9 protein-coding genes are annotated in these 20,487 nt (G+C 47.1%); 4 read left to right on the top strand and 5 right to left on the bottom strand.

Annotated features, from left to right (window positions below; translation table 11 throughout):
- A complete protein-coding gene (locus ACFPK9_RS12510) occupies window positions 1–1,953 on the bottom strand; it encodes a hypothetical protein (RefSeq protein WP_377095246.1) in 1,953 nt (650 codons plus the stop codon).
- Window positions 1,954–2,153: 200 nt separating this feature from the next.
- Here ACFPK9_RS12510 and ACFPK9_RS12505 point away from each other — a divergent pair, with 200 nt between their 5' ends.
- Both ACFPK9_RS12505 and ACFPK9_RS12500 read left to right on the top strand, forming a co-directional pair.
- Window positions 2,154–5,468 (top strand): DUF7133 domain-containing protein, encoded by a 3,315-nt coding sequence (locus tag ACFPK9_RS12505; protein WP_377095245.1) that lies wholly within the window; start codon window positions 2,154–2,156, stop codon window positions 5,466–5,468.
- Between the two features lie 32 nt (window positions 5,469–5,500).
- Window positions 5,501–6,373 (top strand): ThuA domain-containing protein, encoded by an 873-nt coding sequence (locus ACFPK9_RS12500; RefSeq protein WP_377095244.1) that lies wholly within the window; start codon window positions 5,501–5,503, stop codon window positions 6,371–6,373.
- 100 nt (window positions 6,374–6,473) lie between these two features.
- On the opposite strand, the gene ACFPK9_RS12495 is transcribed toward ACFPK9_RS12500, so the two are convergent.
- Window positions 6,474–7,580 carry a lactonase family protein gene (locus ACFPK9_RS12495; protein ID WP_377095243.1) on the bottom strand — a complete coding sequence of 369 codons (1,107 nt, stop codon included), beginning with the start codon at window positions 7,578–7,580 and terminating at the stop codon, window positions 6,474–6,476.
- A gap of 380 nt (window positions 7,581–7,960) precedes the next feature.
- Here ACFPK9_RS12495 and ACFPK9_RS12490 point away from each other — a divergent pair, with 380 nt between their 5' ends.
- Complete coding sequence (locus tag ACFPK9_RS12490) at window positions 7,961–11,047, top strand: LamG domain-containing protein (RefSeq protein ID WP_377095242.1); 3,087 nt, start codon at window positions 7,961–7,963, stop codon at window positions 11,045–11,047.
- On the opposite strand, the gene ACFPK9_RS12485 is transcribed toward ACFPK9_RS12490, so the two are convergent.
- Entirely contained in the window at window positions 11,007–12,287 is a 1,281-nt protein-coding gene (locus ACFPK9_RS12485) for a DUF1552 domain-containing protein (RefSeq protein WP_377095241.1), read from the bottom strand. The genes ACFPK9_RS12490 and ACFPK9_RS12485 overlap by 41 nt on opposite strands.
- Window positions 12,288–12,409: 122 nt before the next feature.
- Between ACFPK9_RS12485 and ACFPK9_RS12480 the strand changes: the two genes are divergently transcribed.
- On the top strand, window positions 12,410–14,794 hold the full coding sequence (locus ACFPK9_RS12480; protein WP_377095240.1) for a DUF1592 domain-containing protein: 2,385 nt from the start codon (window positions 12,410–12,412) through the stop codon (window positions 14,792–14,794).
- 21 nt (window positions 14,795–14,815) lie between these two features.
- Here the strand turns inward: ACFPK9_RS12480 and ACFPK9_RS12475 are convergent, their stop codons facing one another.
- The gene (locus ACFPK9_RS12475; RefSeq protein WP_377095239.1) at window positions 14,816–19,294 is read right to left on the bottom strand and encodes a PQQ-dependent sugar dehydrogenase; all 4,479 of its coding nucleotides are present in this window, start codon (window positions 19,292–19,294) and stop codon (window positions 14,816–14,818) included.
- A gap of 419 nt (window positions 19,295–19,713) precedes the next feature.
- Window positions 19,714–20,469, bottom strand: coding sequence for a hypothetical protein (locus ACFPK9_RS12470; protein ID WP_377095238.1), 756 nt, complete (start codon window positions 20,467–20,469; stop codon window positions 19,714–19,716).
- Window positions 20,470–20,487 lie beyond the last annotated feature (18 nt).

The following is a 20,487-nucleotide window of genomic DNA, read 5'->3' as shown; positions in this document are numbered from 1 at the left end:
TTACTTTCCATTGCGCAGCTTCAAGGAAATTGATATTCCTCCATCCACTGAATTCTCTACGTTGAGCTTAGCCTTCAATAGTCTCGCGCGTCTTCGTAACGACTTCGGCACTCCATACGATTGTTCAATCCCCTTTCCATTGTCTTCGATGCTAAGGCTTACTTCTTTAGCTGTTGCCACCAAACGCGTTTTCAATTCAGTCGCATTCGAATGACGACAAGTATTGACTAAGCATTCCTTGTAAAAAAGAAACAAGTCCACACTCGTTCTTGGTTTTAAACGGGAGAGGTATTCCTCACCCTCGACTGAAAAATCGTGCTCAAGCTGTGTCAAAATCCGCTCAGAAGAGCGTTTCATATCTGTCACTAATTCAGAAAACAATGCACTGGATTCATTCAATGTAGTCACATGTTGAACTGCATAACCAGATCGCTCCGTCATCACTCGGATACGCTCTAAATAACCAGAGAGTTCCTCAGGGGATTCTTTTGAAACCTCAGCGAGGTCACTCAACAAGCCAATGGTGTGCAAATTCGCGCCGAGTTCATCATGAAGATCAGCGGCAAAACGTTCCTTAAATGCAGCAAGATTTTTTAAATGACTATAGCGAACAATCAATAAACTAAATCCAATTCCAGCCCCCATGATCACCGCTGCCCAAATCGCTATGCTCAAGTACCTTTTCTGACGTTCGTAGCGCAAACTTAATTCTTTCGCAACAATCGGACGTAGTGTCTCCAGATCATGTCGTCGCGCCAACTGCCCCATCCATTCTTTCTCAGGCAGTATCTTGCCATAGTAGTTCAAACCATCGGTCATTCTCTCAGCCCCATCCTCAGCCCTTCCAAGATTACTGCTCATAACAATGTCAGCTCCGAGAGCAACGTTGCGCCCCTTTGTGAGCACTTCAATTTCTGAGAACGCAACAACCGCAGCTGCTCCCTCTAAACTAGCGACTGGACGGTAATCAACAATCGTGAGACGAATATAGCGGCAGAGCGTTTCCTCAAACCTGCGCATGATCACTGGCCCATTATCTAAAAGAGTGCGTTGTTGGTATGCACAAAGAAACACTTCATCAGAAAAATCAGCTGACTGCGCACCTGAAACACGCACATGCCTAGGAACTGAACGAGCCCCAAGTGTTTTCATTGGGATCGATAGAGCGACGTGAGCCGTGTGCAAATTAATTTGGTTTACTAAATATGCCTCGCCTAAATCCACTGTTATGGTCGGAGCTGACGAAGGATCTAGTACCCCCATCACACGAGTTTGACTGAGCTCTCCTTTCGCTGCATCCATGAGATATGGAGTGAACCCATCGGTGAGCGATGGCACCCTCCTGCTCCCTTGTTCGTTTCCGGCTATCGCTACTCTTTGTAAAGCCACGTTCTCAGCACCACTAAACACTAAAATTTCTGACAGCTGCACGACATATTTTAATCCGTTAATTAACAAAGACATCTCAGAAATTTCAATCCTGACCCACGAAGCTAATTGAGGTTTAAACGAAACGACCAATGGTGCGATCCGAGGCAGTAATCCATCTTCAGAGTGAAATGATGCCACCTCATGACTCTCATCTTCCGTGCCAACCACAACACGAAATGCCTTTGGAAATCCTTCGGAACGCACACCTGTACTGGTATCTCGCCACAAACAAGGAACTAAAACAACCTGATCGATCAGGACTTCATGCTCCAAATTGATCTCAATCCAATGCTCATTAGTCGGCTCAGTATATACTTTCGATCGATACCCAAGCGAGCCAACTCCCCCTCGCAAAGTGAAATTGGCTAGCTTTTCTAACTCATCATCAATTTCTGTGAGCTCCATTTCGATTTCGCCAAGAGATTTGTCAGACACCTCTTCACCCTTACCCGCCGCCAAAGTCATCTGCATTGTTAGACATCCTGACCAACATAGAAAAATAATTAACAAAAAAAGGCGCATGGTGATGAGATCAATAAACCACAAGTGTAGAAGTCTGTAGATAGTGAAATATAGCACCAATAGATAAAGTACCATCCCCCAAACAATGGATACCCAGCTGCCTCGCTTTCTGCCATTATTACGATAATAATTAGGACTACCGCCAGTTTGCACAGGCAATCCACTTTCTTTAAAACACTATCACTAACCGAAATTCATCTATGAAACTTTCTCACGTAGCACTCATGACAGCCTTGCTAAGCTCACAGCCAACATGGGCAGCCAAAACTCCAGCAAACGCTACTAAGACCCAAAAAGGTGAGAAAGCACAGCTTCCTAACGTCCAGATCAACAATGATGGAATGACGCTCATGTACGGCAATTCCCTCATCGAGCGCCTCCAAGAAGAAGGCACTTTCGAAGCCCTCATGCAGGCCTCAACTCCTAACAAAAAAGTCCAATACCGATCCATGGCTTACATGGGTGACCAAGTTGACTTCCGCATCCGCGCCTCACGCTTCGGCACGCACCTCGATTACCTCGTCAAACAATGGCCAGCAGACCGAATCATCATGGCATTTGGTGGCAACGAAGCCTATGACGGTGCAGAAGGTCTCGACGAATTTAAAGCCCAGCTCACCTCCTACATTGAGCTCATCAAAAAGCGCCACCCTAAGAGTGAATATATTATCGTTTCACCCACCGCTGCTGAAAAAGTGAGCAGCCTCATGCTCCCCGACATCAATGATCGCAACAATTTGTTAGAACAATACAGTGCAGTCATGAGTTCTGTCGCTAAAGAAAAAGGCGTCACCTTCGTTGACCTTTTCCAACCGACCAAACAACTTTTCCAAGGAACCGACAAAAAATACACCTCCGACGGCTTCGCCCTCACTCCAGCCGGCGCGAGCAAAGTTGGACAAATCCTTGCATCCAAGCTCTCAGAACAGCCAGATAGCCTAGACCAACTCACTACTCAAAAAGGCTTTGCTTCACTCAAAAAACTTGTTTCACGCAAAGCCCGAGAAATCGCCCAAGCCTACCATCCGCAAAACGGTATCAGCTACTACGGCATCCGCGCACGCACCTACGAATACCTACCGGAAATTCCTCACTACCTCAAGCTAGGTAATACTCTTGATCAATCCATCTGGAAACAAGCTGCCAATCTTACTAAGGCTCAACCCATGCCAGAACTCGAAGTCCTCCGCATTGACGTGCCCGACAAAAAGCCGAAGAGAGGTTTAGGTACGATCAAAAGCTCAAATGAAGACCTCAAGGACTTCACCCTCGCTGATGGCTTTGAAGTAAACTGCTACGCTTCTAGTGAAGACTACCCGGAACTCATCAACCCACTCCAGATCAATTTCGATACCCATGGACGACTCTGGGTCACCTGCTTCGCTTCGTACCCGCACCCACTCCCTGGTGAATTACCCAAGGGCAAAATCCTCATCTTTGAAGACACCAACGGCGATGGCAAAGCAGATAAGAAAAGCATCTTCGCAGACGGACTCGATCTACCAGATGGATTTACGTTTTACAAAAATGGTATCATTGCCTCTGTTTCACGTAAGATTATCTACCTCGAAGATTCCACAGGAGATAACAAAGCTGACTATATGGAAGAAATCGTCCGTGGCCTCGACAACACCGACACCCACCATGGTGGTTACCTCTCCAGAACTCCACAAGGAGACCTCCTCATTTCTGAGGCGCTCTTTCACCGCGGCCAATTCGAAACTCCACATGGCGTCTTCCACACCATCGATACCGCCGTCGTTTCCTATGATTTAGATACTCGCAAAATGACCACCGAGCGTCTCAGTGCCGATCCCAACCCTTGGAAAATAACCTTCAATAAATGGGGGGAATCCATGCACTACTTCGGCGGCGGCCAACTCCAAGATGCTGACATTTATAATATCTGGATTCCCATGGCCAGCACTGCCCCCACTAGCCTAGGAATGCCATTCCGTTACGATAAAGGTTGTGGAGCGCAATATGTCGAAAGCCCACATTTCCCTAAAGAGTGGCAAAATGGTCTCCTAACCACTCACCTACTCAACACGAACGAAGTAAACTACACACCTCTCAAACTCGTCAACGGCACCTACAAGGCTGCCAATAAAAAGACGACACTGATTGCGTCCAACAATAAAGTATTCCGCCCCACCGACCTAGCATTTGGTTTCGACGGAGCACTTTATATTTCAGACTTCTATTATCCGATCATTGGTCACGCTCAACACTCCGTCCGTGACAAACAACGCGACTACGCCAATGGACGCATCTGGCGAGTCACTCATAAAAAGTCTCCACTCGTAACCCCAGTGGTAATAGATGGTCAATCACCAGATAAACTTATCGAACTCCTCGCGCACCCGCATCTCAAAATTAGACAAACTGCTCGTGTCGAACTCGAGAAGCACGATGATGACTCCATTCTAAAAGCCATTGCTCGACATAAAGCAGCTATCGAAAGTAACGAAGAACTCGCCCTCGAAGTACTCTGGCTCTACGAGCGCATGAAGCACTTCCAAGACACTTCGCTTATCAAAAAACTAGTAAATAGTGACAACATAAACGTGGCTCGTGCCGCCACACGATCCCTTCGCTGGTGGAATGATGCTCTCGGTAGTGAAGCCATTTCGATCGCGACTAAACTCGCTTCGCACCCAGACGACCGTCTTAAAATCGCACTGGTAAGCGTAAGTTCACACCTCCAGCTCACCGACGGTAAATGGACTAACATCATCAACTCCATCCAAGACACATCCAGCAAGCAACTGACAACAGTCAAGAAAATGGCGGGATGGAAAGACCGCCCAGGCTTAGCTCCAGAGTTTCCTCTCCTAGACATCGCTAAAGATTCCTTCATTGCAAAAAATCAATGGCTAAAAAGCAAGTCAGCTAAGTCAGGCACCGTATACTTCAAAAGTGAAACGAAAGGTGAGTTAGTCATCGGTCACGACAACAACCCTGGTATGAATCTTACTACCAATGACACTCCCCTAGTCATTGCCACAGGCAGTCCGCACACCAAAGATTCACAGAATACTTTCAAAGTCCAAAAAGGTCTTAACAAGATTGAGTACACCATCACCAAGGCACCACGCGCTAGCGCCTCAGCTAACATCTACCTTTGTGATAAATCAGGAAATAAGCCCAACTCGATCAGTTATGCCTCCAACGCAAAAGAGCAAGAAGTATGGGCGCAAGAATTCGAAAAACAACAGAGCGCCAACTGGAAACAATTCGCCACAAGGACTTTCCAAGCAAACTGTGCAAACTGCCACGCCATCGACACCAAAGCTGTTGGCCCCGCTCTGCGAGGCCTGTTAGGCAAGAAGCAAACAGTGATCTTGGCCGATGGCTCAAAGAAAGAAGTCACCATTGATCATGACTACCTCGTCACTGCGATCAAAAAACCGATGTCGATGTATCCAGAAGGCTTTGCCCCAGCAATGCCCCCGATGCAGCTCTCGGACAAAGAAGTCGACATGCTCGTTAAGTGGCTGGAATCACTCAAGTAAACACTGTGGATAACCATTAAACAACAAGGATAATGAAATTCAAAAAACTCTACTCCGCTATTGCGGCGAGCTTGGCATGCACATGTCTGCTACAGGCTGAAAGCGATAAGAAACACCTCACTATCGTCGTCGGAACCCACCATTACTCACCCCAGCGTACCATGCCTGAGCTCAAAAAAGAGCTTGAGCGACTTGGCTTTGAAGTATCCATCGTCAACCCAGACTGGGATCCGGAAAAGGACAAGCGCGGACTCCCAGGGCTCGAAGTCTTAGCAGACACTGACCTCGCGATCTTCTTCACCCGCTTCCTTAAACTCGAAGGTGAGCAATACAATCAATTCATGGGCTATGTCGAATCTGGGAAACCCGTCGTCGGGCTTCGTACCAGCGGCCATGGATTCAATTACCCAAAAGACAGCCCGAAGTCCGAACTCAACAACGGCTTTGGACGCGACGTGCTAGGCTCCCCCTACCTCATTCACCTAGCTGGAAAAACGCAGCTCAATGTCATCGACAGTGAAAAGAACCACCCCATCCTAACTGGAATCTCAGGCACGTGGTCATCACCGGGGACCCTCTATCTCAGCAAAACTGAGGAAGGAGTCAAACCACTTATCCTCGGTACTGGCAGCCCAAAGGGTGGAAAAGCGCACACCCGCACCAACCAATTCGGCACCCACGAGCTCCAAGCTGAAATGACCGACAAAGTCGCTTGGACATGGAACAATAAGTACGGAGGAAAAACCTTCTACACCTCACTCGGCCACGCAGGAGATTTCTCCGAACCCAATTCCATGCGACTCATCGTCAATGGTATCCACTGGGCAGTTGGAGTACCAGTCCCATCCGCCGAAACCGAAATCAAAACCTTCACGCTCTCCTCTTCGAAGAAAGCTAAGAAATAAAAACACCAGTGTGAGTCTTCTCCCAGCCCAGAGCGAGCATAGCACGCTCTGGGTTCGTAGCTACTTCCTCATCGAAGTCTGTAAAAACAGATGCTACCCTCTACTCACTCTTTTGTGCCATAAACTCAACACACATCGGAGAAGGGATCTTGACCTTGTGCCCAGTGAATTCCAATTGGCCAGTTTCCGTATCGATCGAAAAAACGGTCACTAGATCCGACTTTTGCCCAGCCACAAGCAGCCATTTACCATCTGGGCTAATATTAATATTTCTTGGTATCCACACTTCAGCACCGACTACCTGAACTAACTCCAGCCCACCATTTGTCTTCACTTCAAAGACACTAACACTGTCTCTGTTTTTATTGGCAAGATCACGATTCGCTGCATACACAAATTTACCATCCTCAGAGACACGGATCTCGGAACACGTCATCTGAGATTTATCTTTTCCTTCCTCAAGATTACTCACCGAGTCGCGCGCTGTGAGTTTACCCGTTTCCCGATCGCGATCATAAATCACTGTCTCAAGCGTCAACTCACTCAGCACATAGGCCTGGTTTCCATCTTTACTAAACTTCATATGACGCGGTCCTCCCCCATCTGGATGCTTTGCCTTATCTATTAAATTGAGTTTTCCTGAGCTGAGATCAAAGCGATAGGTCCAGATCTCATCCGTCCCCAAGTCGGGCGCATACGCATACTTATTTTCTGGCCCATGGTACATCGAATGAGGATGAGGCCCCTTCTGCCTACTTTCATGAACACTCGAACCTTCATGCTCGGCCATGCTCACAGTATCACTGAGTGAACCATCTTCCTTGAGTGCTATCGCACCAACACTCCCACCGGAATAATTTGCAAAGAATAAAAGCTTCCCACTCGCATCAAGACTCACATGACAATTCCCTGCAGCGTTCGACGGCTTTTCATTCATCAAACTTAGGCCTCCATCCTCTGCCACTTTCAATGCAGCAATGCCACCCTGCTGCCCAAACTTATTAGAAGTGGAATAGAGCACTCCGTCACCCATCGTGATAAATGAAGGACGAACGACTTCTACCATTTTTTCAGCATCTGTTAGTTTACCTGAATCCGTGTCGAACAACGAGCTATAGATCCATTCAGCCCCTGTCCCGAAGTAAACTCGAACTTGGTCAGCTTGGAGTGGAGATACAGAAAACAAGAGCAGTAGAAGTTTTTTCATCACTCACTACTACCCTCTCTGAGACGTCTATGTCTAGCCCATCTACTGCAAGACCATGTGATTGAAGAGAAACCACATACATTTTATAAATATCTCCAGAACGAAGCTGATGCATTGAGCCAATTAATAACAGAATTTCGATTCTCCGATTTAGTTGGCCTGAGACCGCATTCGCTACACATTTGAAGTCACTCCCCCCCTATTTTAAGGGGATAGTGATGTCGCAATTTCTGTATATAGATGGCGTGCTTCAGTAATGACATTCCTTAGTAGAAAAGAAAGAATCCTGAAAACTTCTTAGCTCGTGGTTTGTAATTAGACTCATCGAGTTTCTATCGGATATACGCATCACAGAAACAACTTTCCTTCGCCTAAAAATTATGACTCGCGCTCTCACTATTCTCAGTTTCACTGGCTCAATGCTATTCTCTAACAGTGAGGTCATAGCCCAATCAGAACAGCAGCCATCACCAAGCTCGGAGCCAATAGCACTCCAGACTCTAAACAAACAGGGCTCCGCCTACTGGGTAAATGGATTCCGCAAAAACCCAGACGACACATCGGCGGACCAACTCGCTTTCGAGACGAACAATTACGGTTTCATCGTCGACATTGGGAACCTTACAAAAGCCCACTTCGGTCGTATCGACAAAGCATCTAACACCAATGTCATGGAGCAGCTTCCTGAAGCGGAACTCCTTATTCAAGTTGCTAGAAACAATCAAATTTTTACCGCCACACACAGTCTCACCGGTGCAGCAGGTAACCCAAGAAGATTACAAGACACATGGATGTGGGAAGCAGGTCGCTATGTCCAACACTATGACCTTCACAATCTCATTTTTGAAGACAAGGAAGGAAACAAGCTTAGCTGTGCAGGCACACTCAAAATCGTGTCCTGGCCAGACTCACTCACTCTCACCAGTGAGATCACACCTGAGCCAGTCTTTAAAGATGGCCCCTCTCTAGGAGTCTCAGGGAATGGTCACACAGTCTCCAAGACTCCACACGCACTGCCTGGGTCTGATGTCCCACTCGGTGAAGCCTTCACCCTCGAGACCTGGGTCAATGTCCCTAACAACCCACAGCAACAGAACAATGGCTGGCTTCTCAGTAAACAGGTAGGTGTGGTAGACGATGGCCAAGTCGGATTCTACATTCGCGGCAACCGTATTGAAGCACGTATGAATATCGGTGCCGGACACCACAAGCTTCACAGACTTTCAGAAACTGGCCATAAACATTTTAACTTCGATGGCTGGCACCACCTCGCGCTCAGCTATGACGGTAAAACCATGCGCTACTATGTCGATGGACACCAACAAGGCAGCAAAGCCGTCAGCGGTGCTCTCAAAGCATTCCCACGAAATTTCCAACTCGGCTCTAACGATAAAAAATCAAAACTCTATTCCTACGGAAGTTTTGACCAAGTACGTCTCTGGAACAAAGCTCTAACAGCTAAAGAGATTAAAGCCCACCATGCGAAACCAGACGCTCTAACAAATAAAGGCGGGCTCGCATTCGAAAAAACATTCGACACCCCCGCTGACCCGAAACCATCAATCGACCAATGGCAAAACTCTTCTGCTCGCATTCAATTAATAGCAGCCGACCAAACCTGGGAAGCTCGAAGCCCTGTGCTCGAACAGTGGAGTATGAACGAGGAGCAAAAACTCACGCTCACTTGCAACCTCAATGAAAAAAAATCAAATCAGCAAGACCTCTCAGTGACTGTACACACCGGCGACGGCCAAGCAATCGAGGCTGATTTCACTCCTGAACTAAATTGTCACTTAGCCGAGGTAAAAAACCTCAAACGCGAGTGGAAGACCGGTTACACTGACATACGTGACTACGATGAATTCACGCTAGAACTGGAGAACAAAAGCGACACCACGCGTGAAATTCCCTTCATGCTCTATCTGCGCAAGGTCGCTAACATCACCGGACTCGTTCCCATCCTCTGTCATCCAGACGGAACCCCAACTGGCATCCATGTCCAGCTCAGTAAAAATTGGCACTATCCCAAACTCGGCTCCTACCTTCGCGCCTACTCACTTCTTCCAGTTGCTCCAGGCAAGCACAGTTATAAACTCAGAATCGCCTATGGATTCTACGGCACACTCCCTTCAGCCTCACACGCTCAGCTCTCACTCATCGGATACGGCGGAAATAATCGCTGGGATCAGCTCGCGATCGGTTGCTGGGGCGAAACCATTTGTTTTGACACCGACCGCAGCCTCGTCGACGTCGCAGTGACCGACGTGCGTATGCTCATGGCACGCAAGGGGAAAGAGGGTCAAAAATGGAGCTGGACCGAAGCTGGTTGGGGGGGGGACTGGATCCGCATCAATAATGCTCAAGGGAAACGCCATCATCCTAATAATTTAAAAACAAGCTACCACGCGCATGGCCCCTGCCTAACAGATGCCCGCTACACTGGCAACTATGGCATCCAAGACGAACTTTCCTTTGACGCCCAAATTCAAACACTACGCACCGACGATTACGCTCGAACCTTTCAGAAGTTCTCATACACCTTCGATAAGGAAGTCTCTGTAAAAGACTCTTGGCTATTCAAAATGGGCCGTAGTTTCCACTACACGGCTCCGAAGCTCGCCTACGGAAATGCCTCTGGCCTCATTCAAGAACTCGAGGTTCCTAACACCTTAAAAAAAGGAGAATCGCTCATCGAAAAAACGGAGCTTCAAGGACAAGCTCCATGGTGGATCAGCTTCCCTGGCTCCCACCCTAGTGACGATCAAATCAATAAAGGCAACGGCTACCGTGCACTCGTCATTCGTAGCTACAGTGCCACACTAGGAGGTAAAACCTACAGCCGACCTTCCATCTCAGCACCAGTTCATCAAGTAAACTCAGATGACACCATCAATCTAGATCTAACTCTCACTGCTCCAGCTGGGGTCACTAGTTTTCAACCAGGTGACACCATTAAAATGGATCTCGAGTGGGTCACGCTCCATCGCAAGGCCGATGACTATTATGGGCCAAACGAGCTCTACCGTAAGCACCTCACTGAAAATCCAAATTCTTGGAAAACGATCTATCGTGAAGCTTTAGGCAATGACCTCACCGTAGACGTCGAAGGTGGGGAGTTACACCGGAATTACCCAATCCAAATCCAATCTCAAGCAAATGAAGTGAAGGTGAAAATCAAAGGCGGCGTAGGCTACGTCCCGATCCATTTCAATGGCCTTAAATCCGCCACCGGCTACACACTCTATCAGATCATCGACGGAAAATCAGTTCCACTCGACCAATCTGTGCACGGCAATGACTTCTGGCAGACTGACTATGACGCAGCTAGCAATAGCTTTAGCCGAGTCTATAACCTGCCACTCGATCAGCTCCCAACTTCCGAGTGGGTGCTGAAGAAGGAAAGCAAACAACTCTCCTTTTCCCCGCTTAACTCAACATCTGAGAAACGACACCACTACTCTCGTTGAACTGGTTTACTTCAACTCCAGCTTCTTGCAGCAGAGTTAACCAATAATTCGATGTGGGCGTCAGCTCCGGAAGCACAATGTGACTACCATGCTTGATGTTAGTCACGCCTCCGCCGGAAAGAATTGTTGGACAGCCACGGAGAGTATGGCCGGTACGCAAGTTCGACCCGTAATTCACAATCGTCGAATCGTAGAGCGTTCCGCCATTCCTATCCTCGGTCGCCTTCAAGCGATCAATAAAATGTGCGAACAGCTCCATCACAGCTTTGTCACGTTTCTCTGAATCTTGTCTCTTGGTCACCGAAGAACTGTAGTGACTCATCACATGCCCAGAAATACTGACCTCGATACTCTTCAATAATGACTCCACTGGGAATCGGTAAGTTGCGACACGCGTAGAATCCGTTTGGAGAGCGAGTATGATCATATCGAGCATGATTTTCACCTCCTCGACACCTGTGAGGTCCTGCGATGGCTCATCGAACGGGGCCTCCGGCTTCGGCACATGCGCCCACTTGGCCTGACGCTCGAGACCAAGTTCGATATCGCGTACACTCTGAAAATATTCTTCAAGTCGTTCTTGGTCGTGCTTGGCTAGTCTGCGCTTCATCGTAGTTCCATTAGAAGCGATTACGTCGAGCACACTGCGCTTTTGTGCTAACATTTTCTCCACCTCCTTCGGCGACTTCTCACCATCGCCAAACAATGTGTAATAAAAATCAATTGGACGCTTAATGCCATCCATCGGTTTCCCCTGAGTACTGCACGAAAGCGTGAGACCACCTTTGCCGTGCCCACTCGTTCCATTATCACCCATCGCGGTCAAAACCAGAGACTGATAGCGAGCCTGACCACTAAAATATTGAGCAGCCACCTGGTCGCACGAAACCTTATTCTTCGCGCCCGCTAAGTAACCTGCAGTGCCCGCGTGAGGATCTGTAATGTTCGGGTTAAAGAGCTTGTCGACCATCGTAATGTCATTGATGTGACGCTCCAGTGGCTTCAAACCTTGGGTCAAACCAATGTCAGCAAATCTCCCAGCTTCTTTCGGGTAAAAGGATTGATGTGTGAATCCGTAACCACCACCTAGAAAAACCAACCGCTTAGGAGCCGCAGAGGCCACTGAAGCACTCGTCCCTTTTGCCATTGCAAATGTCTCTAAAAATGGAAGCGCGAGAATAGAACTTCCCATCTTTAAAATAGAGCGGCGGGTTTTCAGGTTGGTTGCTATTGGGTTCATCACGATTGTCTGATTATTATCATTTACCTTGAACGATCCTTTGGATACTTCAACTACTTATCTTCCAATAGGTTGAATCAGTCACATTTTTACATCTGTAAGAATAGTTACGAATAGAATCCATGCCATTTTTCTTCAAAAATATCCGCATCATTTTTTGCGCAATAGCTGCTTGTACGCTGCAAGCCGCAGAATCCCCCACTGCAACGATCAGCCAACAACACACCGTTCCATTCCTCAAAAAATACTGTATCGATTGCCACGGCCCGAAAAAACAAAAAGGCGACTTCCGTGTCGACACCCTCCATTGGACCATTACCAACGACACTGCAGCTCAAGAATGGCAAGATATCCTAGACGTACTCAACGCTGGAGAAATGCCTCCAGAAGACCGCGCCCAACCTCGCAATGAGGAATTTAAAAATGTCCTCGCCTCACTCTCTAAAGACCTTCACATCGCTAGAAAAACACTCGCATCCACTGGCGGCAAAAATATTATCCGCCGAATCAACAAACGCGAATACGCCCAAACAATTAAGCACCTTTTCGGACTAAATATCGAAGCCGACCTCATACCTGATGATATCAGAAGCGAGCATTTTGATACAGCGGGCAGAGATCAATATTTTGATGGAGCACTGCTAGAACAATACATGCGCATCGGCACTGCGATCGCCAAAGAAGGCTTCAAATGGTCTGGTGAGCCCTACGCTGATCCAGAGACCATCCGAAAAGAAGCAGATCTCAAAGACCCCGAAGTTACCGACAGCTCACTCCCCATGTACGACAGCGGCCAATACCTCTATAGAGGAAGTCGCACCAGCCGCTACGTCGAAATCCCACACGGTGAAGACCCTAGAGCAAGTTATCTCTATCGCGTACGTGGCGGCGCCATCGATCACGACATCCCAGTCCGCAACTTCGTAGCAGTCAGTACTCCTACTGGTATTTTCAGCCACCACACACAAATCGCTTCTCTCATTGGATTTACAGGCACTCCAGAAGAGCCATCGGCTGCAGAATTAAACCTCCCTAGAACGACGCTCGGAACGGATGTCGCAGACCAAAAAACAAAGATCCGTCTCTACGAGCCACTCCCCAGAGGCATCACTAACCCCGGCCGTTGGTACCCGATTTATCTCAAACACATGGGAGCTCCCGTCGAATCTAACATCTGGATCGATTGGGTAGAGCTTGAGGGCCCATTCTATCAATCCAAGTATAATATCTTCGGCGACCTCATCAGCGAAGACGGCCAAAATCTAGCCAAAACAAATACAGTTGGTGAATTCCTCGAAAAATTCTGCTTCGAAGCATTCCGTAGAGTGAATCCCGGGCTAGAGTATCTCAATAATCTAGAAAACTACTTTAAATCAAGAATGGAGGAAGGTCTCGATTACGAAGACGCAATGAGCGAAACTATCGGCCTCGTGCTTTCCTCCCCTGGCTTCCTCTATCTCGAAGAAAACAACTTCGCCCAATCCCAGCACCTCAGCCAGCGCGCCTTCGCCACCCGCCTTTCGTATTTTCTCTGGAGTGCCCCACCAGATGAAGAACTCTACAAAGTGGCAGATTCCAGAAAGCTTTTCCAGCCTGCAGAACTCCGCAAACAGGTCACCCGCATGCTCGCGGACCCACGTGCGGAAGCCTTTTACCATGGCTTCATGAGTCAGTGGGCCGACCTTGACCGACTCGAAGGAATCTCGGTTAATTGGGAAAAATTCGGCCCCTTCAGCCGAGCCAACGAATTTGCCAGCTACCAAGAACCCATCGAGTTCTTCAAAGTCCTCGTCAAAGAAAACCTCGGCGTCGACCAACTCATCGACTCAGACTTTGTTGTCATCAATTCCTACTTGGCTGACTTTTATGGAATCAAGGGCAACAAAACTACCAGCCAATTTGAAAAAATCCCCATTAGCAAGAGCACCCAAAGAGGTGGCCTTATCACCCAATCGGCCTTCCTCACCATTGGCTCTTCTGGCGACCGTACATCTCCAGTAATCCGAGGTACTCTCATCATGGAAAAATTGCTCAACGATCCACCGCCTCCTCCTCCACCAAACGTTCCAGAGCTCGAAGCCGCATCTACCAAACCACTTAGCAATCGCGAAATGGTCGAACTCCATCGCAATCAAAAAGTTTGCGCTTCCTGTCATGATAAAATCGACCCGATCGGTTTCGGGCTCGAAAACTTCAACCCCATCGGTCGTTGGAGAGAAACTGAGCCAGTCGGCAGCGATCAGGTTGACATCGATTCCAGCGCCAAACTCGTCAGCGGAATGCGTTTCAATGGTCTAGCAGAACTCAAACAACTCCTCCAAACCCAGAAGCACAGACTCGCAAGAAACTTAATCGACTCCCTGACCTCCTACGGTATCGGACGCCCAGTAGAGTTTTCTGACGAAGAAGAAATGCTCAAGGTTCTAGAATATGCGAAAACAACTGATTATAAGCTTCAAGATCTCATCTACCTTGTCGCTAATAGTCGCACCTTCCGCTCGAAATAGCCTACTAGAAAAGATCAGACCTTATGGAGAGCTCAGTTGAAGAAAATACTTGTCGCTAGCAGTCGTCACCTTAATCCGCACTCGACTCAAACCGGGCTTACCATCGACAGCAGTTGTTGACTCAATCGTGTAGTCTTCATCGAGTGTCAAGGTGCTAAACTCGGTGCCGAGCGTGGTGTTTCCTTTCACGAGGTAGTCCACATCAGCAAGCAGTGAATCACGCATCACCCACTCAAAGTAATAACCATCATTGGGTTTAGAATCGACTCCCTCAAACACAAAGCCATCACTCGCATCAAGCGGATCAGAATTCCCCCAATACTCCAGAATTTCTGCCGCCCCGTCCTGATCACTATCAGCAAACGGATTGATCGATGAAGAACCAAAATGAGCCAATGCCCACTCGTCAGCAATCCCATCTCCTTGACTATCATCATTAGGAATATCATTCACCGCTACAGCAATCACCGCTGATGCTGTACCAGGATTTGCACTGAATCCATCCGTCACCTGAATCGTCAAATTGTGCTGACTCGCTTCTTCATAATCTGGCCCATCTTTCGCTAAGCGAATCACACCAGTATTCGCGTCAATGGTGAAAATCCCATCCGCATTGCCGCCGATGATAGAGTAAGTCAAAGTACCTCGATCTACTTGTGCGGCATCTGGATCACTCGCATCTGGACTTCCCACTTCCACTTGAGCAACAGAATTTTCAGTCACTGAAAGTGGCGTCTCTGGCTCAGCAATCATGGGCTTCGCATTGGCATAATTCTGAATCCATTCAGTGATCAATGCCACCCCCTCTGAATCCACCACATTCGACCCCACTGGAGGCATACGTCCGTAATCATTCGTTGCAGATGCGCGACTTAGAATGATCGAATTGGCGGTATCTCCAGGGACGATCAAGCGGTCAGTATGGTCAACTACCTGCGCTCCTATCGCCTCTCCATGGAGCAAGTTCATTTGTTCTAGCTCAAAATCCGCCTGCCCACTCCATGAGTCAGGTACCGCACCATTCCCCTCATAATGGCAATACGCGCAGTTCACCGCTAAATACGACTTCACTCGCTCTTGGATATTAATACTGTCATCGCCCGGTTGGTGATGCACTGGCAGAGTTCCCGGATCTGCTCCGACAGCACTCAAGTAACCAGCATTTTCAAGCAAGCTGAGGAAATTACCTGCTTCTCCCTCAAGTGAGCCGAGATGATTCAGCTGACGCGAATTGAAGCCGAGCATCACATTGTTCCCGTCATGGTGACATTGGTAACATTGACCACGCGATGGAATACGCCATGTTTGATTACGCGTCAAACCTCCTTCAGTAATTCTGAGCTCTACATCCACACCATCTTCACCAACCAATGTCGCTTCCGTCCCCTCATCATTCCATTGATAGGTCATTCCGTAAAAACCATCTGAAGACTTCACTAAAAATCGTGTCTCAATACGCTTCACATTTGTTCCAGGATTATCCAAATCGAGATCCATATCGAAATGCTTCATCGTCACCATCCCCGTTGGAAATTCCCAAAAGTCGTCAGCAGAGTAAGTCATCGGTTCACTTGTATCGACCATATTGAAATAGCGACTCTTCGATGCACCATCCGACCAAAAAGTCAGATTCACATCGTAAGGCAGCATTTTTTCAGTAACCTCAAACGTCTCTACATCCTCAAAAGCACCTGTCTCAGTCAAGGTCTGTGGTAAATGACTATCGAAATCTCCATTACTGAAGACCAACTTTCTGATAATATTATTACTTCCCCCACCGTCACTGTCTGCAAGAAGCATCTCACCAGTCGTCGGGTTGGGCAGCATCGCTGTAATGCCTGTCTGTACCCCAAGCCTCTCAACTGTTGCATTATAAGCACCGAAAGCAAAGACTCCTCCAAGCGTCGTTTCTGTAATACCTACATCATCAAGCGCATAGTTGCCATCTGACTGGAGTACTGGATCCACCATCTGAAAATCACTGTGATCCTCTCTATGTACCGCCCATATATCACCTCGATTGTAATCACACATGATATAGGCACCAGTCAAAGTTGGAATGTCTGATGATTGGTAAAACTCCCCCCCGATAATCGACTTATTCTGAGAACCACTATCATTATCAGTAACGTAATACTCCACCACTGGCTGCACGTACTGCACCCCAGTTGGGGCAGCCACTCCATAGGTAGTCTGTAACCACTCAACATCACTCGTACCTGAGTAAAACGCCCATCCAGCATTTCCCCCTTTAGGTATAATCATGTAGCGCTCTTTAAGCGAAGCCATTACATCGGCGACCCACAGATCAGAAGTCCCAGGTACAAAACCAATTTTCCAAGGATTACGAAAACCAATTGCATACATCTCAGTACGCACTTTGGTCGGATCGGTTGCCTTATTAAAAGCGGAACTCACTCCTGAGCCATCGGCTGCTACTTGATTAAGAAATGGGTTATCTGCTGGTATAGAATAATACGCTAAGCCATTCCCATCGGTCGGCACTGTCCATTTCCCGTTTGTATCGTCACTTACAAGATTCTGCGGCTCGTAATTTCCCGGCTTCTTATCCACATCAATCCGTAAAATAGACGACCAGAAGCCTTCATCAATTGTCTGAGTGAGGCGATCCGCAGGACGGTTTTGGTGACTCACTTGCTTACCATCTCCAATCGGTACATAAAGATAACCATCTGGCCCAAACATCAAGCGATTCCATCCATGTGAACGATGAAACGTCTCCTGAATAAGTACCTGCTCAGTTGCATTATCAATAAGTGTTATGTTACTAGGGTCAGATACGGTGAAACGCGAGAGACGAGTCCAATTATTCTGGCTTGGATACGTAACATAAATATAGCCATTCGTATCAAAATCAGGATGAAAAGCCACGCCCCCCATTCCGTTAAGGTACTTATCAGTATTCACAGAGGATCTATTTAAAACTTGAACCTTTGTCGGAATCTCAGCCGTCACATCAGGAATCATCCAAATCACACCACGAGTCTCGACAACAAACAGCTTTTCAGGATGACCGGGGAGCGATTCAAGTGACGCAATCTCAGTAAAACTCAAATTAGGGAAAGCATTAGGAAAAGTATAAGCATTCTCTGGAGTTTCTAGAGGAAAATTTAAACTACCATCTGGATTTGTATAATCAACAGCCTCAAGCACAAAGCCAGACAGAGCAACATGTTGACCATTCAACTCTCCCGCTCTAATCACATTAATCACTAAATTTCCACTGCCATCTGTAGAAAGGTCGGTCAGCGTGATATAGCCATCAGCCGTAGAATCAGTTACTGCATTTTCGCCATCAGATTGCCAAATCGCATTAAAATTCGAGTTATTATTATAAAAACCACCTGTCAGGTTATAAGTAACGTCATCATCTAAGCCAGTGAAAGTGAGAACAAAATGCGCACGATCATTAGAATCATCAATCTGTGCATCACCATCAATAAGGCGGATTGCTAAGTTATCGTTGGCAATCAATGCATCACTATAAATACTAGAATCACTGATTTCTCCCGAACCGCTTGTGCCGCCGCTCAAAGAATAAGATGTCTTACCCGTTTTATTAGTAACACTAAACCCCACCCCACTAAGCGGACTTCCTTCGGTATCCTTGAGATATCCAGCACCTAATTCAACAAAAGATTTAGTAACTCCATCTTCAATTGCTGTATCCGAAAAATGATTAAAATTTGACCATCCCACTGGAGGTGTATCACCAAAGTCGATCCCTAGACTACGTCCAGCCAATAACTTAGTACCACTCACTGAATCAAATGTAATTCCGCCAATACTAGGACCGTCATTTCCATCTATACGCTGTGTGCCTGAAATCGTATATGTTCCCGCAGCGTTCACATCAAAAAACACCCAGCCAGCATTCACTCCTCCAGGATTAATCGCTAAAGCTGAAGTAGCATGGTCTCCTACTGTCGCACTGTTTACACCATCAGAAAGAGTCAAAGATGTCGGATCCCAGCGCCCATCAACGTTACCTTCAACTCCCGCTAAAACCCCGATTCGGATCACTTCTCCCTCAGCCACGGAATCAATCGTAAAAGACATTATTTCATGTGTCGCACCAGCTGTATCTGCTCCACCATTTGCAATTGCGATTCCCGCCACCTCATCCGTACCATCAAGAGCCAAGGGACTATCAATAGATCCATAGCTACCATACTCATCTACCACAGCGCCAAAATCCCCCCCTGACTGGTGACTACTTACATAACTAGGTAATTGCCCCACATGCTCGGTATAACTTTGCCCCCCCTGCGCAGACCCATTGAAATTGCCGTAAAAAAGATAGCCGTCAGAACCTAGTTGTCCGTCACTGCTAATGTCATTACTGCCCATTGACATCCAGTCGCCACCCGTTTCGGTGTAGGAATCAGAATTTCCATGAATACTAATCCCAGCTTCCATCGAGCCGAGTAAGAAAATGTAACTTAGGAAAAAAAGCCTAGCAGAGAGTGGTGCTGTCATATGTGTGGGGTCTTAAACCATAGGTTTTTGACTAAGCACATTGCCTGATGGGGAGCACACAAGGGGACAGGATGTAGCCTAGCCAGTCAAAAGTGACTAATAGACTTTAGCCAACTTTGGCTACTATTCATATTCTAGCCCCTCTCCTAAACAAGGAGAAACCTCCCCGCTGATACACAACAAGATATGCGATATCCACAACTTATCCCGATTTAAGTAACGACAATCACTTAACATTCGTAAACAGCTCCACACGACAAAGGTGTGACACAACCATCAAACACTAGATCTAGCTCAATTTAGGAGCCGCCCACAAAAACATAAGCACGCTGAACTAATACCATGATCTAGCTGCGCTATATGAGTAAACACATCTCCCCAGTATCAACGATCATGAACTATCGCCAATAAAAAGGGTTCTACCTTCTGCGGCGTAACAAACCAACAAGTAAAGCACTCATACCAAACGCTGTAGTGCTTGGTTCAGGAATCGCATCGATATTGATGTTGTCGACTCGGAAATCCACAGTCGCCGAAGACACATCGATGTGAAATCCTAATTTACCACTCTGATTGTTACCCACAGCATTAGAACTTTGAAAATCGACGCCAGAAGTACTCACTGAACTTCCTTGAACCACTCCAAATGTATCCACTTCAGCAACAGAAGCTGAATACGTTCCTCCAGTAGGATCTACAATATAGGAAATATGGTAAATAGAACCAACCTGTGCAGTAAGCCCCAAATTCACCCAACTTCCACCATCATTCACCTGCCACTCCATACCTGCGGTACTATCCACCTTCAAATTGGCTGTAGATGACCCATAGTCACCATCAAAAACCTCAAATTTCCCACTTCCACTCGACACATCAAACTGATCAAAGATCAGATACATACTCATCTCATAGGTATCCGTAGAGACCACCAATCCCTCTGTGTTATTCTGAAATGACCGCGAATAGTTTTGAACATTGTGATCTCCAAATCCTGAGCTAGAACCTCCTATTGATGAATCTAAAAATGTACTCGCAGTAATTCCTAAACCAGACCAAGTAGAACCTGATCCCCAGTTTGAAGTATCTTCTCCCGTTTCAAATGTCTGACTAATCGCGGCATGTAAAATAGCAGCTTGTGCGAAAAACAAGGAACTAAGGACTAGTGAAGTCTTCATACAGCCTTTCATAACATA

Origin of the sequence: Rubritalea spongiae, assembly GCF_042652385.1 — a bacterium.
Lineage (GTDB): Bacteria > Verrucomicrobiota > Verrucomicrobiia > Verrucomicrobiales > Akkermansiaceae > Rubritalea > Rubritalea spongiae.
This window is presented reverse-complemented; position numbering and strand designations above follow the sequence as displayed.

What these genes read in the sequence shown, in the direction of transcription:
- ACFPK9_RS12510 (WP_377095246.1), bottom strand. Translation starts at nt 1,953, where the DNA reads ATGCGCCTTTTTTTGTTAATTATTTTTCTATGTTGGTCAGGATGTCTA.
- ACFPK9_RS12505 (WP_377095245.1), top strand. Translation starts at nt 2,154, where the DNA reads ATGAAACTTTCTCACGTAGCACTCATGACAGCCTTGCTAAGCTCACAG.
- ACFPK9_RS12500 (WP_377095244.1), top strand. Translation starts at nt 5,501, where the DNA reads ATGAAATTCAAAAAACTCTACTCCGCTATTGCGGCGAGCTTGGCATGC.
- ACFPK9_RS12495 (WP_377095243.1), bottom strand. Translation starts at nt 7,580, where the DNA reads ATGAAAAAACTTCTACTGCTCTTGTTTTCTGTATCTCCACTCCAAGCT.
- ACFPK9_RS12490 (WP_377095242.1), top strand. Translation starts at nt 7,961, where the DNA reads ATGACTCGCGCTCTCACTATTCTCAGTTTCACTGGCTCAATGCTATTC.
- ACFPK9_RS12485 (WP_377095241.1), bottom strand. Translation starts at nt 12,287, where the DNA reads ATGAACCCAATAGCAACCAACCTGAAAACCCGCCGCTCTATTTTAAAG.
- ACFPK9_RS12480 (WP_377095240.1), top strand. Translation starts at nt 12,410, where the DNA reads ATGCCATTTTTCTTCAAAAATATCCGCATCATTTTTTGCGCAATAGCT.
- ACFPK9_RS12475 (WP_377095239.1), bottom strand. Translation starts at nt 19,294, where the DNA reads ATGACAGCACCACTCTCTGCTAGGCTTTTTTTCCTAAGTTACATTTTC.
- ACFPK9_RS12470 (WP_377095238.1), bottom strand. Translation starts at nt 20,469, where the DNA reads ATGAAGACTTCACTAGTCCTTAGTTCCTTGTTTTTCGCACAAGCTGCT.